The organism is Bacillus sp. MD-5, from assembly GCF_002201875.1.
GTDB lineage: Bacteria > Bacillota > Bacilli > Bacillales > Bacillaceae > Bacillus > Bacillus stercoris.
Genome location: NZ_CP021911.1, coordinates 730420 through 751432, shown reverse-complemented (window position 1 = coordinate 751432; position 21013 = coordinate 730420). Strand labels below are relative to the sequence as shown.

At 45.3% G+C, this 21013-nt stretch carries 21 protein-coding genes; 6 read left to right on the top strand and 15 right to left on the bottom strand.

The window, feature by feature from the left end; translation table 11 throughout:
- Positions 1-7: 7 nt before the first annotated feature.
- Positions 8-772, bottom strand: a complete 765-nt coding sequence (glvR, locus tag CDO84_RS03525; protein WP_014476181.1) for a MurR/RpiR family transcriptional regulator GlvR — start codon at positions 770-772, stop codon at positions 8-10.
- A gap of 64 nt (positions 773-836) precedes the next feature.
- Positions 837-2186, bottom strand: coding sequence for a maltose-6'-phosphate glucosidase (gene glvA / locus CDO84_RS03520; protein ID WP_040083710.1), 1350 nt, complete (start codon positions 2184-2186; stop codon positions 837-839).
- A 335-nt stretch (positions 2187-2521) separates the two neighbouring features.
- On the opposite strand from glvA, the gene CDO84_RS03515 reads away from it, so the two are divergent.
- The 5 genes from CDO84_RS03515 to CDO84_RS03495 are packed head-to-tail and all read left to right on the top strand — an operon-like array spanning position 2522 to position 5804.
- Positions 2522-2836 (top strand): WXG100 family type VII secretion target, encoded by a 315-nt coding sequence (locus CDO84_RS03515; RefSeq protein WP_029317469.1) that lies wholly within the window; start codon positions 2522-2524, stop codon positions 2834-2836.
- 5 nt (positions 2837-2841) lie between these two features.
- Positions 2842-4065, top strand: coding sequence for a hypothetical protein (locus CDO84_RS03510; protein WP_040083711.1), 1224 nt, complete (start codon positions 2842-2844; stop codon positions 4063-4065).
- Positions 4066-4076: 11 nt separating this feature from the next.
- Positions 4077-4844, top strand: coding sequence for a hypothetical protein (locus CDO84_RS03505; protein ID WP_040083712.1), 768 nt, complete (start codon positions 4077-4079; stop codon positions 4842-4844).
- Between the two features lie 23 nt (positions 4845-4867).
- Entirely contained in the window at positions 4868-5425 is a 558-nt protein-coding gene (locus CDO84_RS03500; RefSeq protein WP_040083713.1) for a YfjD family protein, read from the top strand.
- Between the two features lie 49 nt (positions 5426-5474).
- A complete protein-coding gene (locus CDO84_RS03495) occupies positions 5475-5804 on the top strand; it encodes a YnfA family protein (RefSeq protein ID WP_082033035.1) in 330 nt (109 codons plus the stop codon).
- A gap of 36 nt (positions 5805-5840) precedes the next feature.
- Here the strand turns inward: CDO84_RS03495 and CDO84_RS03490 are convergent, their stop codons facing one another.
- The 13 genes from CDO84_RS03490 to CDO84_RS03430 all read right to left on the bottom strand — a co-directional run bounded on the left by CDO84_RS03490 (position 5841) and on the right by CDO84_RS03430 (position 19907).
- Positions 5841-6020, bottom strand: coding sequence for a small acid-soluble spore protein H (locus CDO84_RS03490; RefSeq protein WP_014663227.1), 180 nt, complete (start codon positions 6018-6020; stop codon positions 5841-5843).
- 53 nt (positions 6021-6073) lie between these two features.
- Positions 6074-7891, bottom strand: a complete 1818-nt coding sequence (gene acoR, locus CDO84_RS03485) for an acetoin dehydrogenase operon transcriptional activator AcoR (protein WP_040083717.1) — start codon at positions 7889-7891, stop codon at positions 6074-6076.
- Between the two features lie 115 nt (positions 7892-8006).
- Positions 8007-9383: an acetoin dehydrogenase complex dihydrolipoyl dehydrogenase gene (gene acoL / locus CDO84_RS03480; RefSeq protein ID WP_040083719.1), complete on the bottom strand. Its 1377-nt coding sequence runs from the start codon at positions 9381-9383 to the stop codon at positions 8007-8009.
- Positions 9384-9403: 20 nt separating this feature from the next.
- The gene (gene acoC, locus CDO84_RS03475) at positions 9404-10600 is read right to left on the bottom strand and encodes an acetoin dehydrogenase complex dihydrolipoyllysine-residue acetyltransferase (RefSeq protein WP_040083720.1); all 1197 of its coding nucleotides are present in this window, start codon (positions 10598-10600) and stop codon (positions 9404-9406) included.
- A gap of 13 nt (positions 10601-10613) precedes the next feature.
- Positions 10614-11642, bottom strand: coding sequence for an acetoin:2,6-dichlorophenolindophenol oxidoreductase subunit beta (gene acoB, locus CDO84_RS03470; RefSeq protein WP_014663223.1), 1029 nt, complete (start codon positions 11640-11642; stop codon positions 10614-10616).
- A gap of 3 nt (positions 11643-11645) precedes the next feature.
- Positions 11646-12647 (bottom strand): acetoin:2,6-dichlorophenolindophenol oxidoreductase subunit alpha, encoded by a 1002-nt coding sequence (acoA, locus tag CDO84_RS03465; RefSeq protein ID WP_014663222.1) that lies wholly within the window; start codon positions 12645-12647, stop codon positions 11646-11648.
- A 230-nt stretch (positions 12648-12877) separates the two neighbouring features.
- Positions 12878-13567, bottom strand: coding sequence for a YfjL-like protein (locus tag CDO84_RS03460; RefSeq protein WP_040083721.1), 690 nt, complete (start codon positions 13565-13567; stop codon positions 12878-12880).
- Between the two features lie 27 nt (positions 13568-13594).
- Positions 13595-14047, bottom strand: coding sequence for a DUF6884 domain-containing protein (locus tag CDO84_RS03455; protein ID WP_040083723.1), 453 nt, complete (start codon positions 14045-14047; stop codon positions 13595-13597).
- 62 nt (positions 14048-14109) lie between these two features.
- Entirely contained in the window at positions 14110-14691 is a 582-nt protein-coding gene (locus CDO84_RS03450; RefSeq protein ID WP_040083725.1) for a GNAT family N-acetyltransferase, read from the bottom strand.
- 250 nt (positions 14692-14941) lie between these two features.
- Positions 14942-15925, bottom strand: a complete 984-nt coding sequence (locus tag CDO84_RS03445; protein ID WP_040083821.1) for a tRNA dihydrouridine synthase — start codon at positions 15923-15925, stop codon at positions 14942-14944.
- Positions 15926-16673: 748 nt separating this feature from the next.
- Positions 16674-16958 carry a YfzA family protein gene (locus CDO84_RS03440; RefSeq protein ID WP_040083727.1) on the bottom strand — a complete coding sequence of 95 codons (285 nt, stop codon included), beginning with the start codon at positions 16956-16958 and terminating at the stop codon, positions 16674-16676.
- 572 nt (positions 16959-17530) lie between these two features.
- Positions 17531-18931 carry a 23S rRNA (uracil(1939)-C(5))-methyltransferase RlmD gene (gene rlmD, locus CDO84_RS03435; protein WP_040083728.1) on the bottom strand — a complete coding sequence of 467 codons (1401 nt, stop codon included), beginning with the start codon at positions 18929-18931 and terminating at the stop codon, positions 17531-17533.
- A gap of 112 nt (positions 18932-19043) precedes the next feature.
- Positions 19044-19907, bottom strand: a complete 864-nt coding sequence (locus tag CDO84_RS03430) for a DNA-3-methyladenine glycosylase family protein (RefSeq protein WP_040083729.1) — start codon at positions 19905-19907, stop codon at positions 19044-19046.
- A 117-nt stretch (positions 19908-20024) separates the two neighbouring features.
- Between CDO84_RS03430 and corA the strand changes: the two genes are divergently transcribed.
- Complete coding sequence (corA, locus tag CDO84_RS03425) at positions 20025-20984, top strand: magnesium/cobalt transporter CorA (RefSeq protein WP_040083730.1); 960 nt, start codon at positions 20025-20027, stop codon at positions 20982-20984.
- Positions 20985-21013: the final 29 nt, after the last annotated feature.

Below are 21013 nucleotides of genomic sequence, written 5' to 3'. Positions count from 1 at the left end.
CCCCCTGCTACTCATTGTCATTTTTTTCTGCCTCTTTGTAATCAACATATGCGCGGAACAATGCTTCGCCAACGAGAAAAAACGGTGCAAAAGCGACAATTTCCGTTTTATCGCTTAATGTCACAGGTTTGCTTGTCGCATAAAGATTATGCGGAGTCAGCTGGGCGAGGACATTGTTTTTTAAATTCGTAATGGAAATAAAGGGAATACCCTTTGCAGAAAGCATTCTTGCCTGAGGAATCAGCTCCGGTGTTTCTCCGGAAAGAGAAATGATGATAAACAGATCGTTCACTTTAAAATCCCCGCGCATCAGATTAAATTCATTCGTGTCTTCAATCAAAATAAGATAGCGATGGCGCGGAATAAACATTCTTTGCAGGTCGCGGGCGCATATCTTTTGCGCATTTCCAGAACCATAGACGAAAATGCGGTCCGCTTCATCAATCAGCTGGCACATGTCCGTCATGTCCTTTGTCCGTAAGAACTTCAAATTTGCTTCAATATCATCAAGCAGCTTTTCAAAACTCATACTCTCGCCTTCTTCCGGCTGATCTTCCCACTTTAAAAAGACGCGAAATTCACTGTAGCCGCTGAAACCGAGCTTTTGGGCAAGTCGCAAAATTGAGGAACGCGATACACTGCAAGCTTTGGCCAGCGCGTCGATTCCAAGGTGATAGCATGTGTGCTTATGATTCAATATATATTTTAAAATATGAAAGTCATTGTCATTCAATTTGCTGTAGTGCTGATTGATCAGTTCTTCGAGCTGCATATCAGATCCCCCCATTTTCTTTCTATTATATACAATTACAGATTCGAAAATGGGGGAATTTCATTTATGATATGCGGGTTGGGCTTTGATCAAGCTCAGGCCAGAAGTCTTTGTTGGCCTCCACTAAATCCTCAAGAATGAGTCTTGCCACACGCGCGTTCGGCACTGTTTTTGACAGGATCAGCGCCTGCCACAGCTTTTGGAAGGATTTCTCCGCCCACGCTTCAACAGTCAGCTTTTCAACGGATACCTGCTGCTCCATGAGCCCTTTCTGGAATTGCGGAATGGTGCCGACGGTAATCGGTTCAGGCCCATTTGAGCCGACGATGCATGGCACCTCAACCATCGCAGTGGGGTCAAAGTTCGCAATTGCGCCATTATTTTCAACGATCAACAGCATTCTTTCACCTGTGTTGTAGGCAATCGCCCGGGCAAGATCAACGATATACGATGCGTGGTCATCGATTTTAATTTCGCTGTTTTCCGAGGACTGTTCACGTGTGATCATGTCACATTGGCTGAAAATAAAAGCTTCGCGCCCTTCCATGACTTCATTCGCCCGCGTATGATTCGGATTTGATTTTTTCACCATATCATCTGGGAACAAATAATATTGCAAATACGTATTTGGCAGTGTGTCAGGATCTGCGGCCTGCACGTCACGCGCTTTGGCGAACGTGTCATTCCAGCTTGCCTCCACCGCTTCAGCCTCTGTTTTCGGAATATAACCGTATTGAGATACATGCTCCTTCAGCTTCGGCATTAAATCGTTGCCCTCTTGATCCTGAATCGACGTCCACCAGCCGAAGTGATTCAATCCGTAATAGCGGACCTTCATTTCTTTTCTTGAGGACAAGCCAAGAATTTGCGCCATCCGGTCTTCGATTCCAACCGGCATATCACAGATATTGAGAATTTTAGAATTCGGTCTAAGGCGTCTCGTAGCTTCAGCTACAATGGCCGCAGGGTTGGAATAATTGAGCATCCACGCATCAGGCGAGTATTTTTCCATGTAATCTAATATTTCAAGCACACCGCCGATCGAACGCATCCCGTACGCGATCCCGCCCGGCCCGCATGTCTCCTGGCCGACAACTCCGTACCTTAACGGAATTTGTTCATCCAGCGCGCGCATTGCGTATTTCCCTACCCGGATGTGCGCCATAACAAAATCGACATCTGTAAAAGCTTCTTCCGGGTCAGTCGTCGCTGCAAATTCAATATCCGGCGCTTTTTCTCTGATAAAAACATCACAGGCGCCTGCAATGCGATCCTGTCTCTCCTTATCATTATCATACAGCTTCAGCTTTCTGATCGGAAACTCCTCCAAATGGTCCAAGAGCATGAGTACGATCCCTGGAGTGAAAGTGCTTCCTCCGCCCGCTATTACAATTGAGAATGATTTTTTCTTCATATGACGACCTCCTTGATAACGTTTACAATTTCATTTATACCATGGGAGAGCCCGTCCCGTAACACGTTTGGCGCACTTAGGTCATTTGATCAATTTTAGTGTTTTTTCCCATAGAGTGGGAAATTTCTCATTTACCTTCCGTCCGTAAGATTTGGTTTTTTTTCCTTTTTTGTAATCTTAAAGTCTCATCAACTGTGAATTTTAAGTGAATATACGCCCTTCCAGTTCTTATGAAAAGGTTCTTTTGTACGATTCGGATACATGCCGAATTATTTATAATCATTTATATAAAACATCCAATTGTGCGTGAATTTAGAAAAGGCAGGGGACAAAAGTTGGACTCATATAAAGTCATTGAGCTGGCAAACAAGTACAGTGCGGCCGCAGAAGAGGTCAGAAGCTCCAAAATGCTGCTTGAATCCCGGTTATCTGCAATGGGAGATGCTTGGCAGGGAAAAGCAAGAGATTCGTTTGACCAGGATTTCGAGGAAACGAAAGCCGCCTACGACCAATTTGAACAGGAGCTGCTTGAAACAAGCCAGGAGCTGAAGGCAGCCGCTGTCAAAATAGAAGAACGAAAAGCTGAAATTGCCAGAATGGAAGAACTGGAACGTAAAGCAAGAGAGGAAAGACTTAAACTCGGGAGGTGAACGGTGTGTCAGGAAATATTGCAGTTGATCCGGATAAGCTCGAACAGTTTGCAAATGATGTAGTCACTGAATTGACTGATATGGAAAACAAATATAAGGATCTGCATGTGGAGCTGGGGCAGATGATTTTGCAATGCGATCCACGCTACAGCAGCTGTTTTTCCGGAGTGGGCGATGCGTGGAGCTCAGGAAAAGCGCTCGTCACCAAGCTGAGTGACAATGAGATTTTCATCAGAAAAACGGGCGATAAATTTGTGGAGCAAGATGATATTTTGCGAAAGCTCTACAATGCCTACGACAAATACGGCACGATGACAAGCCTAACCGCCCTTATGCTGACACAGGGAAAATATTATGGATTAGGGCTTACGAAATTTGTGAAACAGCCAAGCGGCTTGCATACCGCCCAGCACTCAAAACTTCTATTGGATATTTCCAGGGCCGTTGACAGCTCCCGTTATCAAAAAGCGGCAAGAGTGCTTTTGAACCCTAAATATTTGTTAAAAAAGACAAACCGGCCATTTTCAGATTTGGTACATAAAAAGTTTACAAAATACTTCCCTCAGGACACGGTCGATTTTTCAAACAGCGTCAGAAGCTACACAAAAGGATTTCTTAATGAGGCCGGCGTACGCTCAACTTTGAAGGATGTCGGAAAAACAGGATTGAAATTCGCGAAAGGAAATGCCATTACCGCCACACTGATTACCGGTGCGACCGAAACGTTCGGAGCGAGCTTGAAAATAGCTGAAAATTACGCGAAATACCAGGACAAACCGGAAGTTCTCAAGCGTGAAAACGCCAAGGCCGTCGGGAATGCTGTGAATAACACCATTTTTATTGCGGGCGGTGCGACAGCTGGTGCTGTTGTAGGCGGTGCCGTAGGAAGTGTGTTAGGCCCTGTCGGCACCGTAGTCGGAGGCACAATTGGTTCGGCGGTAGGCGGATTTGTTGGGGAAAAAATCGCAAAATTCACATCAGTCTATGCTGAAAAAGCAGCGATAAAGCTGAAAGAGCCGATCCATGCTGTCGTTGATACAGCCAAAAAAGGGCTGGAATCAGCCGGCAAAGTCGTCAAATCAGTGAATGACGGCATAGATGCGGCGAATAAATCGATACATAAAGGGATAGACAGCGCGAAAAAAGGAATGGAAAAAGCAAAGAAAACAGCGGATTCGCTTATACACGGCGCAACCCATTTCCTTAAAGGGAAATTTTCATTTGGATAGGAGAATAAACAATGAAGCAGTTTACAATTAGCATAGAAGAACTCTTGTTTTGTTTTTACAGCGAAGGGTTTTTTGAACAGGGAATGGCCTTGAAGCAGGCCTATTTTCCCGAAATAGAAGATGAACAGCTCGGCTCTTTATTTGAAGCTGCGTGCCGCTCACTCTTAGCCAAGGAGGCGGCGGAATATCGGAATCATCAATATCGGTTAAAGGACGAATACTGTCCGTTTATCCATGTGTTAAACGATGCGGACTATACAGTGAAGCTATCCAAATTTGATGAACAAGCCAAAGAACAGAATATATCCTGCCATGTTTCGAAGTTTGGCACTTACTCTCATGAATTGCTGTTTGATGAACAGGTACATAGAATCAAAAAAATGGATTCAACTAATGGAGTACTCTCTAAAACATACGAGTTTTTAAATGTAATAGATGCAGAAGATCATAAAGAATCAATGATCACCCTGACGTCAACTGAATTCGAATGGCTTCTGGAGGGCGCTTCAGACACTCCCGCATATCTGAAGGAATTTCTAGATAAGCATGATCACCAAGAGGACGTGACCCGTTTTGTAAATGATCTGGCTTTGCGAAAAGGAAAAATGGATACGCTGATGCGGCTGGTTTATGACAAAGACAACACGCCGGAAGTGGCTGATATGGCTTTCGTCCTGCCTGGCAGCCGTCATACTTGGCTGGTAACAGGCATTACCCAAAATGAATTTTCTATCGTAACAGCAAATAAAGATGTGATAAAAGGAATACTTTTTTGCTAAAGAGCGATAAAGGAGAATAGCAATTGAAAAACAATGAAATAATTAAGGTCAAAAGCAGACTGTTTTTTAGAATATGGCTGTTCCTCGCTACAGGAGGCGCTTTTATTGTAGGAGTATGGCTGGTGTCTGAAGCTCTTACATTTGAATCTAAGTATGCCCTGCTTTATTTGGGCGGCGGATTAATGGCGATCGTTTATGGATTGATCACATTTTTTATGGCTTTTCCGGCGTTCACAAGCCGGGGAAATGTCATTTTCAGCGTAAAAACAGGGCCTGATGGCGAGATTTTCTCTAGAAAGCGCAGCGTGATGTTTTCTGAGGTAAAACGGATTTATATGGGACGGCATCATTACAGCTTGAAAGGGATCTTTTTTGAAGATATTATCATCGAGAAAACAGACGGAAAAGTCGTTCGCATCCCTACTTGGAACATTATCGCGAATCCATTGTTTTTTGAAGCAGTGGAACGCTATATCCTCCCTCATCTGAATGAAGAGGCGAAAAGCAACTGGATCGGCCAATTTACGGAGGTGCAGCGCAGCGCGTATTTAAAGGAATTTGAAAATCATCCAAAGCTTTAACAGCTCTCCTCCTTTATAATGAAAGAGAAAAGCAACTTGAGGAGTGCACATGATGCCGATTACCATTCTTTTATTTCTCGCGGCGGGGCTTGCCGAAATAGGCGGCGGATATCTGGTTTGGCTATGGCTGAGAGAGGCAAAGCCAGTCGGCTATGGGATCGCCGGAGCATTGATCTTGATTGTCTACGGCATTCTTCCGACATTCCAGTCCTTCCCTTCCTTCGGCCGTGTATACGCCGCTTATGGCGGGGTATTCATCGTGCTTGCGGTCCTGTGGGGATGGCTTGTTGACCGGAAAACACCTGATCTGTATGATTGGATCGGCGCATGCATTTGTCTCATCGGTGTCTGCGTCATCTTATTTGCGCCGCGCGGATAAACAAAATGGCCTGCTTATGAAGCGGGCCATTTTTGTTTAATCCTCTTTTAAGCTTGTCAGCTGCACTTCATGCTCATCTTGCGGTTCGTCAAGCGGATAAATTCTTGCTGTTCCGTTTTCTTCATTCACGTGCTGAATGTAAATAGGAACACCGTTGTACGTTACTTTTTTCATATCGGGAGATTCTACAATTTCTTTCGCCCTTTGTATATTCATCGTAACACCCTCCTTCAATACATAATGTTTCCATTTCCTGAAGGAAGTATGCTTTATGATTCAGCGGACAAATTGAATTTTTTCAGGCGTTTGTAAAAAGTGCTTCGCGGGATCCCGCTGATTTTGGCGGCTTGAGAGACGTTTCCTTTTGCGGATTCAAGCGCTTTGATCATCATATCCTTTTGGATTTGCTCACGAAGTTTGAGCACGCCGGCAGCAGCGGGCTGTTTTTCTGCAGTGCTGACTGGCAGTCCAGCGGCTTCCAGTAAAGCGGAAAGCGGCTCATCCCCAAGCCCGCCGTCCGGAAATCTGATGGAAAGACGTTCAAACACATTAAATAGCTCACGGATATTTCCCGGCCACTTCCAATGCTTCAGCACCTCGCAAAAATCAGAAGGAAGTTCGCCTGGCCAATGATTCTTCTGTTTGAAGTACTCGAAGAGGTCCGGAATATCCTCGGGGCGATCGCGCAATGGAGGAAGTTCAATTGGATAGACATGAAGGCGGTAAAACAAGTCCTCTCTGATTTTTCCGCTTTCGGCAAGCTCGCGTAAATCACAATGTGTGGCGGCAATGACTCTGATATCAACCGGAATTTCTTTTGCCCCGCCGATTGGCGTAATCTTGCGTTCCTGAAGCACGCGCAAAAGCGCAACCTGCATCGAGTGGGAGATTTCTCCGATCTCATCTAAAAATAAGGTGCCTTGATTCGCTTTTTGAAAAGCGCCTTTATAGCCATTTCGCTTCGCTCCCGTAAAAGCGCCTTCCGCATAGCCGAACAGTTCGCTTTCAATCAAATCAGACGGAATCGCTCCGCAATTGACAGCAACAAACGGACCGTGCCGTCTCTCACTGTTCTCATGAAGCGCGCGAGCCGCGACCTCCTTCCCCGTACCCGTTTCACCCGACAAACAGACCGTTGCATCCGTCGCAGCTGCTCGTTCAAGGTGCATCAGCATCGCTTGCGATCGGCCGCTTTGCCCGATCACTCCATTGAATCGAAACGCCTTCTTTTTCTTTTGTTCCGAAAGATAAAAACAAGTGCCGCCACCTCCTATGGTGACAGCTTTTTCGATTGAATAGCCCCGCTCCTTCAACTCGTACAGATGCCGGCCCTGCCAATCCGGCATTGAGGTTCGAATCGGCATGCTCGCACTGACGATGTGCTGCTTGTTATTACAGAGCACCATCGGCACACTGGATGCAGCTCTCTCCCCAAAACGGCTGATCAGCTCCAGCTCTTTCTCACGGCTTTTAGCTGCGAGTTCCCGTTCAGCGGCATAGGCAATCGCCGTGGCAATACCAAGCATATGAGGATGCGCGCCTGCCGCCGGACATGATATGTCAATTACACCCGCAAGGCTGCCATCCTCATGGTGAATCGGAGCGGCTGAACAGTTCCAAAGATGGGAAGCGATAGAGTAATGCTCTGACCCTTGTATTGCAACCGGCTCGCTGATGTGGAGCGCCGTGCCAATCGCATTTGTTCCGACAGCCGTTTCTGTCCAGCATGCCCCTTCGACAAAATTGATGCGTTTGGCTTCATAGAGCGCGCGGGGATGGCCGTCCAATGCCAGTACAACACCATCTGAATCAATTAACAGCGCCATCATTCCCATTTCTTTTATGGCAGGCAGCAGTTTTTCGAGGTAAGGCTTTGCGGTCGTCAGGAAGAATGAATGCTTTTTTGACTGCTGATCCAGCTCCGTTTGCTGTAAAACCCTCGGGCCTTTTTCTAAATAAGGATTGACCTCAGCTTTTTTGCAGCGATGCCATGACTCGGCGATCCGTTTTCTTATTCGGGCTTCGTCAAGCACACCGTCTTTCACAAAACGTTTCCAGGTTTGCAAATCGTTTGGGACCGAATTCATTTCCTTGATCGCTCCTCCCTTACACGCCGTTTTCATCTATTGTAGGGGAAAAATAAAGCGCTTTCAACAATAAAAAAGCAGGCGCCTAATATCCATGCGCCTGCTTTTCCTCTTATTATGCATGTACTGCAAGCCCGATCGTGCTTAGCAGCGCCTCGTGCAATGTTTCCGATAAAGTCGGATGGGCGGCGATAAAATGCTCCGCCATATCAGCCGTCATCTCACCATTCATGATCGCTGCCGCCTGGCCGATAAGCTCGGTTACATCCGGACCAATCATAGAAACACCTACAATTTCGCCGAATTCCGGTTCAGCTATGATTTTGACCTTTCCTTCCGCTTGCTGTTTAATGAGCGCCTTTCCGTTTGCGGAGAAAGGAAATTCGCCAATCTTCACATCCCCGTATACGCTTCTTGCCTGTCGTTCTGTCATTCCGATACACGCGATTTCCGGGGACGTGTAGATGCAGCGCGGCACATGTTTCTCATTGATTTTGACATCCCTTCCAGAAGCATGAGAAGCAGCAATGATGCCCTCATGGAATGCGGCATGTGCCAGCTGAATGCCTCCTATTGCATCTCCGCACGCGTAAATATGAGGCACGTTCGTCTGCATGTGCCCATTCACCGGAATGCCTTTTGGAGAAAAATCAACTCCCGCCTGCTCCAGCTGTAATCCGTCAAGACGGGGTTTTCTGCCGATCGCCACCAGTATATAATCGGCCTTCGTTTTAAACTCACGCTGGCCGCTTTTCCATATTGCCGTTTTCGCTGTTTGATCCACCCGCTCTAACCTGGATGAAATATGCACTTCAACACCGTCTTCCTCAAGCTTTTCTTGAAAGAGACGGGCGATATCTTCATCTTCTGCAGGGACCAGCTGTCCCGCTGTTTCAATGATGGTCACCTTCGATCCCAATCTGGCAAACAGCCCTGCATACTCACACCCGATGACACCGCCGCCGACAATGACAAGTGAAGACGGAATCTCGGAAAGAGAAAGCGCGTCTTTGCTGTCGATGATCCATTCGCCGTCAAAAGGAGCGAACGGCAGCTCGATCGGCTCTGATCCTGAGGCAATCAATATTTGGTCCGCCTCTCTGATTTCTTTTCCGTTTTGTCCTTCGATCAAAAGCTTTCTTTCAGAAAGAAACGAGGCTGTTCCCTTTACAACCTGTATTTGATTTTTCTTCATTAGGTACTGAACGCCTTGAACAAGCTGTCTGACAACCTGCTGTTTTCGGTTTTGCATTTTACTCCAATCGACTGATATCGCACCTGCGGGGAGTTCGATTCCAAAGCTGCCGGCATGCTTGATTTTATCAAGAACGTTTGCGCTTTCTAGCAAAGACTTCGTGGGGATGCAGCCTTCATTCAGGCAGGTCCCCCCAAGCTTGCCTTTGTCAATGAGCAGCACGTTTCTGCCCTGCTGTGCCGCGGAGACCGCAGCCGCATAGCCTGCAGGTCCGCCGCCGATAATGGCTAGTGTCATGTCGTTTTCACCTGCTTTTCCTATAAAATTAATGCCGCGGGTTCTTCCAAATATGTTTTAATCGCCTTCAGGAATGCAGCTGCTGGAGCGCCGTCACACGCTCTGTGATCAAATGTCAGGCTGAGCGGCAGGATCGTGCTTCTGACGATCTCCTCCCCTTGGTACACCGGTGTGTCATAGCTTGCTCCGATACCGAGAATGCCTGCTTCCGGCGGATTTAATATCGGTGTGAAATGCTCAACTCCAAAAGCGCCAAGGTTTGTAATGGAGAAGGTTGAGCCTTGCAGCTCGTCGCTTCCCGCACGTCCCTCGCGTGCTTTTTTGGCATTTTCTGAGATGGATTGAGCCAGTTCAATCAGCGATTGCTTTTCAGCATGGCGGATGACAGGCACCACTAAGCCATTTTCCAAGGCTACAGCCATACCAAGGTGCACATGAGGATGTGTGATGATGCGCTCATTTTGATAAAAGCTGTTCAGCACAGGGTGAGCTTGCAGTGCGAAAACGGCGGCTCTTGAGACAAAATGAGTGATTGTCAGTTTTGTGCCGTACCGTTCTTCCGCAGCTGGTGAAAGCTGTTTTTGAAGAGTGGCAAGCTTAGTGATATCAGCCTTCATCGTAATCGTCAGCTGCGCGCTGTTTGCCAAGCTTTCCTGCATTCGGGCAGCGATGACTTTTCTCATGCCTGTCACCGGGGTTTCCTGCGCTTTCTGATCAGAAACAGGTTTTGCCTGAGCTTTTTTCTGTTCAGCCAGCGCCTTTGTCACGTCATCCTTCACGATTCTTCCGCCTGGTCCGGTGCCTTTCAGCTGTTTCAGGTCTACCCCCGCTTTTTCCGCTATTTTTCTCGCAACTGGAGATATTTTCAATCGATCTTTTTTGGAGGCTTCGGGTTTGTTTTCTTGTTTGACGGGCTGTACGGCTTGCGGCACGCTGTCTTCAGCAGCAGGCCTGCTTGCCTCTTCCTGCACCGACTCATTGGCGTCTCCGATGTAGCAGATTGCAGTGCCGGGCGGAACCTCTTCTCCCTCTTTCACTTTGATGTCGATCAGCGTTCCTTTTTCAGGCGCCTCGATCTCCATTTCAATTTTCTCCGATTGAATGCTGGCAATGCTTTCTCCCTTTTCAACCGGGTCGCCTACTTTTTTATTCCATATCGATACTTCCCCTTGTTTCATCGCCATTCCTAATTTTGGCATCACTACTTTTACTGCCATTTGTGTCCCCCCTTTAGTTCATTGCCGGCTCGCCAAGCAATTCAAGCGTGACGCTGACAATTTTATCTGGTGTCGGCAAATATTGATCTTCAAGCACCGGTGAAAACGGCACTGGTGTATGCGGTGCTGTAATCCGTTTAATCGGCGCATCAAGCAAATCAAAGCCTTTGTCTGCGACAATCGCTGCAATATCCGTGGCAATGCTGCATCGCGGATTGGCTTCATCAATGATGATCAGCCGGTTTGTTTTTTCTAACGATGTGAAAATCGCATCCTCATCAAGAGGAGACAGACTGCGGGGATCAAGCACCTCAGCTTCGATGCCTCTCTCTGAAAGCTGTGCAGCTGCTTCAAGCGCGGTATTGACCTGCTTGCCGACTGCAAATAGCGTGACATCATTGCCTTCACGTTTGATGTCGGCCTTTCCGAGCGGAATTGTATAATAATCTTCCGGCACCTCGCCCTTCATGTTGTAGGACGTCTTGTCTTCAAAGAAGAACACCGGATCATTGTCTTCTATTGCTGCAAGCAGCAGACCTTTGGCATCATACGGGCTGGATGGAACAACCGTCTTCAGTCCCGGGATGCTCGTGAAAAGGCCATACAGCGCTTGTGAATGCTGGGCAGCGGCCCGAAATCCCGCTCCGTATGTGGTGCGGACGGTAATCGGCACTTGCGCTTTACCGCCGAACATATAGCGGAATTTCGCCCCTTGGTTGATCACCTGGTCAAAGCATGTGCCGATAAAGTCATTAAACATTAATTCTGCAATCGGTCTCAGCCCGGTTGATGCCGCAGCCATAGCTGCACCCATGTAGCCCGCTTCAGAAATCGGTGTGTCCAGCACTCTTGTGCGCCCGAATTCCTGTACGAGCCCCTTTGTAACCCCTAATACACCGCCCCATGCTTCATCATCCTGCAAATGATCGACAGCCGCTCCCCCGGCGACATCCTCACCGATCAAAAGCACATTTTCATCTCTTCTCATCGCAAGCTTCATTGCTTCATTGATCGCGTCTGACATGCTTATGACTCTCGCCATCTCTTACATTCCTCCTTTTTCATATGACACGTACACATCTGTCAGCAGCTCCGAATCTTTTGGATATGGGCTGTCTTCGCTGAACGAGACGGCTTTTTCAATCGATTCGCTGACACGCTGTTCAATGTCTGACAGTTTATTAGCATCTGTTTCTTTTAAAAGGTAGTTTTTAAAGCCTTGAATGGCATCTTTTTCTTCAAGGTGCTCAACTCTTTCATCCTTCGTTTTATAGGTCTGGGCATCCCCTTCGAAATGGCCGTAGTTTCTGTAGGTCATACATTCAATCAAAGACGGGCCTCCGCCGTTTCTTGCTCTTTCTATCGCTTCCTCGGCTGCCTGGTAAACTGCTAAAATATCTTTCCCGTCAACTGTAACCCCCGGCATGTTATAAGCAGCCGCCCGATCGGCGATTGAATCACAGGCTGATGCGTACTCAAATGGGGTAGCTTCCCCATAGCCGTTGTTTTCAGCAACAAACACGACAGGAAGGTTCCATACAGCCGCTAGATTCAGCCCTTCGTGGAAGGTGCCTTGGTTATTTGCCCCGTCTCCAAAAAAGCAAACGCTTACATTTTTAGTCTGTTTATATTTAGCCGTGAGCGCTGATCCGCACGCGAGCGTAAATCCGCCTCCGACGATTCCATTTGCCCCTAACATGCCTTTATTAAGATCCGCAATGTGCATAGAACCGCCCTTGCCTTTGCACAATCCGGTCGCTTTCCCGAAAATTTCCGCCATCATGCCATCCAGATCACAGCCTTTGGCGATACAATGTCCATGTCCCCTGTGTGTGCTTGTAATGCTGTCGCCATCATGTAAATGAGCGCACACCCCAACAGCCACGGCTTCCTCACCGGCATATAAATGAACGAATCCAGGAAGCACTCCCTGGGCGAACAGGTCATGCACTTTGTCTTCAAAGCCCCTGATCTCCAGCATCTTTTGGTACATCCACAGCGCTTTTTCCTCAGTTAATGACAAGCCTTCTCGTTTTAACAATTCCATTTTGTGCGCCTCCTTCTATTTAGGGTTCACGATTATAAAAGCAAGAAGTGTGCCAGTATTTGAAGCCCGTCAAATCAGCCTTTTCATTTTTACACTGGAGACAGTTTGAGACGGGTGTCTCGTTTTGTCTCAAACTGATCCATTTGTCTCGTTTTACAGCATACAAAAAAAGACCGGGCATCACCCGGCCTTTGACAATGATCGACGTATTTATTTCCTTGGAAATGATTTTAACTTCCTAGTTCCTCTGCATCGTTTGATTGATTAGCCGCTTTTGAAAGAAAATCAATTGAATATTTGACATATCCGATACCGCCGTCCCCGTCCTTCTGCATACAGTCTATCGTGCCGTTTGAGTATGTATATCCCTTTTCATTAAGCGTTTTTCTGACCGTTTCCGCCATCTTTGCGGCATCTGGTTTTGATAACCCGCTGGCGTCTAACTGAATCGTCATGCTCATAGGCGCTTTTTCAGCCAGCTGTTTGTTCCATTTTGTATCTAACGTGAACTGTCCGTTTTCGATACTCAAAGCAGCATCAGCTTTTATAAGTCGAGGAACTGCTTTTTTCAGATCTGATTCGATTGCCTTCGATGCTTCTTCATTTACATGTTTTGCTACTGATTCGGTATACGCTTCTTCAATTCCATCGCACGTTACGTTGGGATGCAAAAATCCCTTCGTACACATTGGGTAGTGATGAGATTGAGAGGTTGCTTCGAATACATATTCAGACGTTTTAGCGTTATATATCCCATTCGTGATCTTGATTTCTTTCTTCGGATAGGTTTGTTTCACATAAGAGACTAGCTTCTGTTCTGCAGCATTTTTCGAAAATGGATCACCGAACCATATATGATAGATATATAGTCCGCATCCGAATAACGCAATGGCAAGCAAGCCAAATACAAGTTTTTTCATGTTCACACTCTTTTCTGCATATATGCGCTATAGTTCATGCTTTTCTTCAACAGCCCGATTCAATGCTTGAAGCATATAGCCAATGCCTTTGTACGATGACAGCGGCCAGCTGATATGCTGGTGCTCTCCGATGACGGCGTTGAGAACGTTTCGATATTTTTTCCCGCCAAGCATGACTAGCTCTTCAATATCAGAAAAGCCCTTTTCGTAAAATTGGCGTCCCAGCTCCTCCGCTGTCATGATTTCCGGATGACCGGTGCCAAAAGTGACATCGTAATTTTCCGATACGATATCATCAGGACGAAGAAAGCCGTGCTTCGCCGACAAAATCACCCACTCATCGAAAAATGCTTTCGCATACCGCTCGCACGCCTGATGAAACGGGCTGAGATAAGCGTCCGCCGCTCTTACCGGCCCGGCATCAGGCTGGACATCCCAGATTTTTTTCTTGCCACAGGGGATGATGCATAGCCGTTTCATTTTTCTCTCCCCCTATTTCGAAATAACAAGTGCCCCTGTTTCATTTTCCATCTCCCGGGCAGTTAGTTCCTCACATTATTGTTTTTATCTTTTTTCAAACCAGATGTAAAATCTCCTTTGATCATTGAATACATATATAAATCTTCAAATTTACCACAAGCAAATTCATAATGTCTCAGTAAACCCTCTCTGCTAAAACCTTGTTTTTCTACTAGTTTTATCGATGGGATATTAGAAGGTTCAATAAGAGCTTCAATTCTTTCCAGCTGCAAGTGGTTATATCCATATTTGACAACAGCCTCTAAAGCTTCACTGACGATTCCTTTTCTCCAGTAATCTTTGCTTAATTCATACCCAACTTCAGCTCGATAGTGTTTTGCAAGTCTATTAAGAAATCCACAACTTCCTATTACGATGCCAGAATCTTTAAGTGTAATTCCCCATCTGATTCCTGTACCTTTTTCAAATATGGATTTATACCACCTAATCTCTTCCCAAACATCTTTAGTTGTTTCAAAGGGGTCTAACCCCATCGGCTTAACAACATCTTGATCTGAAAGATATGGTAGCATATCTTTGGCATCTTCAAAGTTTACTTCTCTTAAACATAATCTTTTTGTTTCAATTATAGGGAATTCTTTCACCGTTACCCCCCCTTCATTGTATCCGCACCATCTCCTGTTATTACCATGTATTTTATCCTATCCATTTAGATAAAAAAAGATAGCAAGGACAACTATCCCTGCTATCTTGATTCTTATAATACTTCAACAGCTTCTCGGAGCATGTCTCCCTGAATATCGAGATGAACATTTGCAGGAATAATCTGGCGCAATACCGCATTCACACCAGTTTAATGTCCCTGTTCGCTCTCACCTTGAATTGGAACACTTTTTACTTTGGCTCCGCCCCATCAAGATACTTCCTCTCAAATTCATCGAGCAATGCACGCACTTCATCTGTTGACTTTGTGTTCATACATTGGTTTCTTAATTCACTTGCCCCTCGGAACCCGCGAAGGTAAATCTTGAAAAAGCGAGGAAGAGGTTTGTACGGACGTGCTTCTAATGCTGAATACTCATCATGAAGATCCAGATGCAGTCTTAAAAGATCAAGCAATTCCTTGCTGCTATGCTCTTTCGGCTCCTTTTCAAAGGCAAATGGATTTGTAAAAATACCGCGCCCTATCATAATTCCATCGACGCCGTATTGTTCAGCAAGTTTCAAGCCAGTTTGACGGTCAGGAATATCTCCGTTTATTGTTAACAGTGTATCTGGTGCCACCTCGTCACGAAGTTTCTTAATCTCCGGGATGAGCTCCCAATGCGCATCCACTTTGCTCATTTCTGCTCTTGTACGCAGATGAATAGAAAGATTGGCAATATCCTGCTTCAAAATGTGTGTCAGCCATTCGCGCCATTCATCCACATCCGTGAAACCAAGTCTTGTCTTTACGCTTACAGGCAATCCCCCTGCTTTTGCTGCTTGTATTAACTCTGCTGCAACTTCCGGCCGGCGGATAAGGCCGCTTCCCTTACCGTTCTGTGTCACATTAGGCACAGGACAGCCCATATTGATATCTAGGCCTTTAAATCCTAACTCTGCCATGCCAATACTCATTTTACGAAAGTTTTCAGGCTTATCTCCCCATATATGGGCTACCATTGGCTGTTCATCCTCTGTAAAAGTCAAACGGCCGCGTACGCTATCCTTCCCATCCGGGTGGCAATAGCTCTCTGAGTTTGTGAACTCTGTAAAAAACACATCCGGTCTGCCTGCTTCACTTACTACATGCCGGAAAACAACATCTGTCACATCTTCCATTGGTGCCAATACAAAAAATGGCCGTGGTAATTCACGCCAGAAATTATCTGTTATCATACATTCAAATCCTTTCATGATGGGATACAGTCAAACCTTTATCCCAAAATTAAAAACTGACCATGCTTCTTTTTACACTTATAGCATGCGAAAGCATTTCTTATCAAACTATAGGAAATGTTGAACATTTCACTTTTACACGATCAAAAGTGAAACAGCAAACTGAAATAGAATAGATAAGATAGAACACCTTAATTGGGTTAACGTAATGGAGTATCGCTTTAATTATCCCCATATAGTTCTTCAACCCCTGAACCTTATAATCGGTTCGAAAGAGAAAAAAGTGTGATGATTATCTACACCTATTTTTTATATCTATATTGTGGTTTATTAATATTACCGCTGACCTTCATCTTTCTTAGTGGCCTTACTTTTGAACTTTTTGGATAAAAAGTATTCCAACCTAAATAGAATATCATATGAGTTCTCCCTATTACAAAAGCAAAATAATTGTCCTGTTATCGAGATAAGATATTTAACGCTACACCATATCCGTATCTCAATATCATTTGTGGAAAAACTAATTTCAAGAGATAACCTGATTAAGTAAATTGAGTTGGGGTGGCATATCTGAGTACTCGAGAGAATGAAAAAGCCTTAACTTACCGCTTGAGGGTGAGGACGGTAATCCTGATCCAGAACCAATAAAATAGACTGCTGACTAAGTGTCGCAGTCTTCACTCATAAGATTAATAAGAAAGTGTTCATTTCTTTCATCATTAATAAGGCATCAGAAGTTATTGCTTTAATTTCGAATATCCTTTGTTATACCTATGATTATTTGTATAATAGTGAAAACTCCCAAGAAAACAGTAATAATATTAAACCATGGATTATCATAGAATGAAAGATATGTTTGAAAGAAATCCAGTTCAACTATGTTTGCTGGGAATCCATTCATTTCTCTATAATTAGGGCCCCATCCCGTTAATTCTACAAAATTAAAATACAGCTGTGAAACTAAAAATGCCAACAACGTTTGAAACCAACTTCTTTTAAATAACGGTCGTTTTTTGCACACTTTATCCATTTAATTCCTTACCTTTCCTTACATTTCCATAAATAATATTTTACACATAATAACTGCAAGTCAATATATGATTTTACAAATTATGAAAATACATCTTTTGTTTTACATTATTCTACTCATGTAATTCAATCATACTTAAGCTAATTTTTTCGGGATAATCACTGCTAATTAGAAAAATATATATTTAATGTTTTACTTATATTTTATTTTTTAGAAGGGGGACAAATTATATACAATCTTATTATTTAATAAAATGCATAAAGGAAATAGAGTATAAAAAATGAAGAATTTCGATGGTTTTCATATTTGTAATTGTATCCAGTCAGCCTATAAGCTCTCACGCTGAAGAATCAAATTATGATGAAGATAATACACAAGACTTTTATGGGCGTTGATATGAACGTAATTAATTTAAGTTGATCTACTTTCTTATCAAAAAAAGATAAAGAAGATAGAGATCGCTAAGTAAGTCACTAGTGAATTGAGAAAGACAGTCAGAACTAGGGCTGCACATGAAAAAGACCTGGAAATCGGAATTGTTCATACTACCGAAATCCAGATCTGATTAGGACTTAATGAGACGATTTTAATACAAGCCTCGCCACTGCTTCAACATGAGCAGTCTGCGGAAACATATCGACAGGCTGAATATAGTCCACGCGATAGTCCTTTGACAGCGTCTGCAAATCCTTCGCAAGCGTGGATGGATTGCAGGAAACGTAGACGAAGCGTTTCGGTTTGACTTTTTTGATCGTGTCCAAGAACGTGCTGTCACAGCCGGTTCTTGGCGGGTCTACGATGACGACGTCCGGGCGGAAGCCTTCTTTCGTCCATTTCGGGAGCCAGTGCTCGGCTGTTCCTGTTACGTATGTGGCATTTGCCATGCCGTGTTTTTTGGCATTTTTCTTGGCATCGTCAATTGATTCCTTGATGACGTCCATGCCGCGGACTTCCTTCGCTCCGTCCGCCACCCACATGCCGATAGTGCCGACGCCGCAATACGCATCTACGACTTTTTCTTTTCCGGTCAGCTGCGCCGCTTTTTTCACTTCGTCATACAGCTTGACGGTCTGTTCGGGATTGAGCTGGAAGAAAGCGCGGGCGCTCAATTCAAAGGCTACATCGCCGAGCACCTCTTGAATCACTGTTTTTCCGGCGAGCGGTTTTGTTTTCTCACCGAAAATCACTGAGGTTTTCTCCCCGTTTACATTCTGAATAATGGATTTGACCTCTGGCAATCGCTTTTGAATGGCTTTGACGATTTCTTCCTTGTGCGGAAGCGTTTCTTTTGCGGTTACAAGCACGACCTGCACTTCGCCTGTTTCAAAGCCGACTCTCGTCACGATCGTGCGAACGTCGCCTTTTCGTTTTCTTTCATTATAAACAGACACATTGAAGTCCTCTAAAATGCGGCGGACGATGCCTGTTGTTTTGTTGGTTGCCGGATGCTGAACGATACAATCTTTAATCGGAACGATGTCATGAGAATCAAGGCCGTATAAGCCGGCGATGATGCTGCCGCTTTGCGAGCGCCCGATCTGGAATTGGCTTTTGTTGCGGTAATTCCACGGATTGTCCATGCCAATCGTTTCTTTGATTTCCATGTTCTCTACTTTAAACTTCGTATGGCGTTCAAGAGACTGAATGACGATGTCGCGTTTTTCTCGAAGCTGCTGGCTGTATGCAAGGTGCTGGAGCTGACAGCCGCCGCATTGTTCGTACACGGGGCAAGGCGGTGCGACCCGGTGCTCAGACGCTTTGCGGATTTTCTTAATGCGGCCCTCCGAAAACTTAGGCTGGACCTTTGTGGCCTGCACAACAACCTCTTCACCAGGAAGTGCGCCGGGCACGAAGACGACTTTTTTCTTAAAATAGCCGACACCTTCTCCGTTAATGCCGAGACGCTTAATCGTCAGCGGAAAGGTTTGTCCGACCTTCAGTTCGACGGGCGCCTGTTTCTTTTGTTGGTTCACGTTTTTCTCTCCGTTTCTATATGAAGCTTTCTGCGGATGGCAGAAAGTGAAATGTTTTTTCACATCTAACTAGTATAACACGTTTGCAGGTTTTCCTTCATTGTCAGATGAATTATTCAATACTCCTCCACAAATATAAAGACGCATAGCTTAAATAAGGCTCCCACTCCTTGCTCATCGCCAGCATGACATCCTTTGCCGGCTTATCGTCCAGCTGAAAATGGCGTTTGATGGCATTCTGGAGGCCGATATCGGCAAGCGGGAATAAATTGGGACGGCCAAGTCCGAACATGAGGACGTTTTGCACGGTCCACGGGCCGATGCCCCTGATTTTGATCAGTTTTTTCATAATGTCTTCATCCGCCATATGCGTCAGTTCTGACAAGCTGAGTGTGCCTTCTGCGATCATCCTTGATGTATCAATGGTGTATTCCGCTTTTCTCATGCTGAATTGCAGATCACGCAGATCCTGATAATCGAGTTTTGCAATTGTTTCCGGCTTTGGATAGCACCACACGCCATCCTTCTGCTCGCCAAATGCATGAACAAACCGTTCTGTTAGCGTGTAAGCGAAGGACAGATTGAGCTGCTGGTGGATGATGCATTTCATCATGCAGTTGTACACACTGTAGTCCAGAACAAGCGGTGTCCCGGCATGCTCTTCAAAAATGGCGGACAGACTCGTTTTTGAAAAATGATCCAGAACGTGCTGCAAATGATGTTCCCATTGAAAAATCCGCTTGATTTCCTTCATCATCTCATCCTGATCCGTTTCCCCGCTAACGAGAAACTCAGGCTCGTCAGCATGGCCTAACGCCTGGACTTTTACAATACACACATCTCCCGCTTGATTTCTGATCGGCACGCGGACTTCTCTCGCCTCTCGATCGACAGCATTGAGGGGGTCTAAAGACAGCCTGTCCAATACGCGGTCAAAATGATACGGCGGCGTGACAGATACTTTTTCCTTCCACATGTGATCCACCCTTTTTCCGTTTTTTTTCAGTATAACATGCCGCTGGAAACAGGCAGAGAGTACCGTATACTTTTCTCATAAAGACCGCATGATATAATGGCAGGTGGAGGGTTGTTTATGATCAACATTACCGCAATCACAACAGAGCATCAGCTGCTGAAAAATATACCGATTGAACGAGTGGAACAGCCTGATATTGCATGGTACTGGGTTGATTTTTACGGCCCGGAGGATACGGAAACGGCGTTATTGAGAGATTTTTTTCATTTTCATCCGCTTGCCATTGAGGATTGCTTCCAGCACATGCAGCGGCCGAAGCTTGACCATTATGATGGCTATCGTTTTTACGTGATTCATGCGCTGAATAAGGAAACACTAGAGACGGAGGAAGTCGATATTTTTCAGGGCGAACAATTTATTGTTACCTTTCATTTACACGAAACGCCCGGTATCGCCAAAGTCCGGGAGCGTTTGTATGCTTCACCGGATATATCTAAAAAAGGGCCTGGGCATATTTCTTATATGATCATGGATCAGCTTGTCGATGAATATTTTCCTCTCGTGTATAAAATTGAGGACCGGCTGAATGAAATCGAAGAAAGCCGCTCTCACAAAACGTATGGAACGCTGATGAACGAGGTGTTTGAACTCAGAACAGACCTATTGCATTTAAGACGGACAATTATCCCGATGCGTGATTTGCTCTATCGGATTTTAAGCCTTGACCATGTGAAAGAGCAGCGGGAAACGAAAGCCTACTTCAGTGACATATACGATCATTTGTTAAAGTTGTCTGAAATTGTGGAATCCAACCGGGACATGACGTCCGATTTGCGTGACAGCTACGTGACGCTAAACTCAAACCGGATGAATGCGATTATGATGACACTGACGATCGTGTCGACCATTTTCATCCCGCTCACCTTTATTGCCGGTGTATACGGTATGAATTTCGACTTCATGCCGGAGCTGCATTGGAAATACGGATATTTTGCTGTACTTGGCCTGATGGCCGCGCTTGTGATCGGGATGCTGATTTGGTTTGTACATAAAGGATGGTTCAATATTTTTAAATGAGGGCAGCGGGAAGCTGTTCTTTTTTGTTG

Bases quoted from the DNA above. Each gene is read 5' to 3' on its own strand.
- glvR (WP_014476181.1), bottom strand. From the start codon at position 772: ATGCAGCTCGAAGAACTGATCAATCAGCACTACAGCAAATTGAATGAC.
- glvA (WP_040083710.1), bottom strand. From the start codon at position 2,186: ATGAAGAAAAAATCATTCTCAATTGTAATAGCGGGCGGAGGAAGCACT.
- CDO84_RS03505 (WP_040083712.1), top strand. From the start codon at position 4,077: ATGAAGCAGTTTACAATTAGCATAGAAGAACTCTTGTTTTGTTTTTAC.
- CDO84_RS03495 (WP_082033035.1), top strand. From the start codon at position 5,475: ATGATGCCGATTACCATTCTTTTATTTCTCGCGGCGGGGCTTGCCGAA.
- CDO84_RS03490 (WP_014663227.1), bottom strand. From the start codon at position 6,020: ATGAATATACAAAGGGCGAAAGAAATTGTAGAATCTCCCGATATGAAA.
- acoR (WP_040083717.1), bottom strand. From the start codon at position 7,891: ATGAATTCGGTCCCAAACGATTTGCAAACCTGGAAACGTTTTGTGAAA.
- acoL (WP_040083719.1), bottom strand. From the start codon at position 9,383: ATGACACTAGCCATTATCGGCGGCGGACCTGCAGGCTATGCGGCTGCG.
- acoC (WP_040083720.1), bottom strand. From the start codon at position 10,600: ATGGCAGTAAAAGTAGTGATGCCAAAATTAGGAATGGCGATGAAACAA.
- acoB (WP_014663223.1), bottom strand. From the start codon at position 11,642: ATGGCGAGAGTCATAAGCATGTCAGACGCGATCAATGAAGCAATGAAG.
- acoA (WP_014663222.1), bottom strand. From the start codon at position 12,647: ATGGAATTGTTAAAACGAGAAGGCTTGTCATTAACTGAGGAAAAAGCG.
- CDO84_RS03460 (WP_040083721.1), bottom strand. From the start codon at position 13,567: ATGAAAAAACTTGTATTTGGCTTGCTTGCCATTGCGTTATTCGGATGC.
- CDO84_RS03455 (WP_040083723.1), bottom strand. From the start codon at position 14,047: ATGAAACGGCTATGCATCATCCCCTGTGGCAAGAAAAAAATCTGGGAT.
- CDO84_RS03440 (WP_040083727.1), bottom strand. From the start codon at position 16,958: ATGGATAAAGTGTGCAAAAAACGACCGTTATTTAAAAGAAGTTGGTTT.
- CDO84_RS03430 (WP_040083729.1), bottom strand. From the start codon at position 19,907: ATGTGGAAGGAAAAAGTATCTGTCACGCCGCCGTATCATTTTGACCGC.
- corA (WP_040083730.1), top strand. From the start codon at position 20,025: ATGATCAACATTACCGCAATCACAACAGAGCATCAGCTGCTGAAAAAT.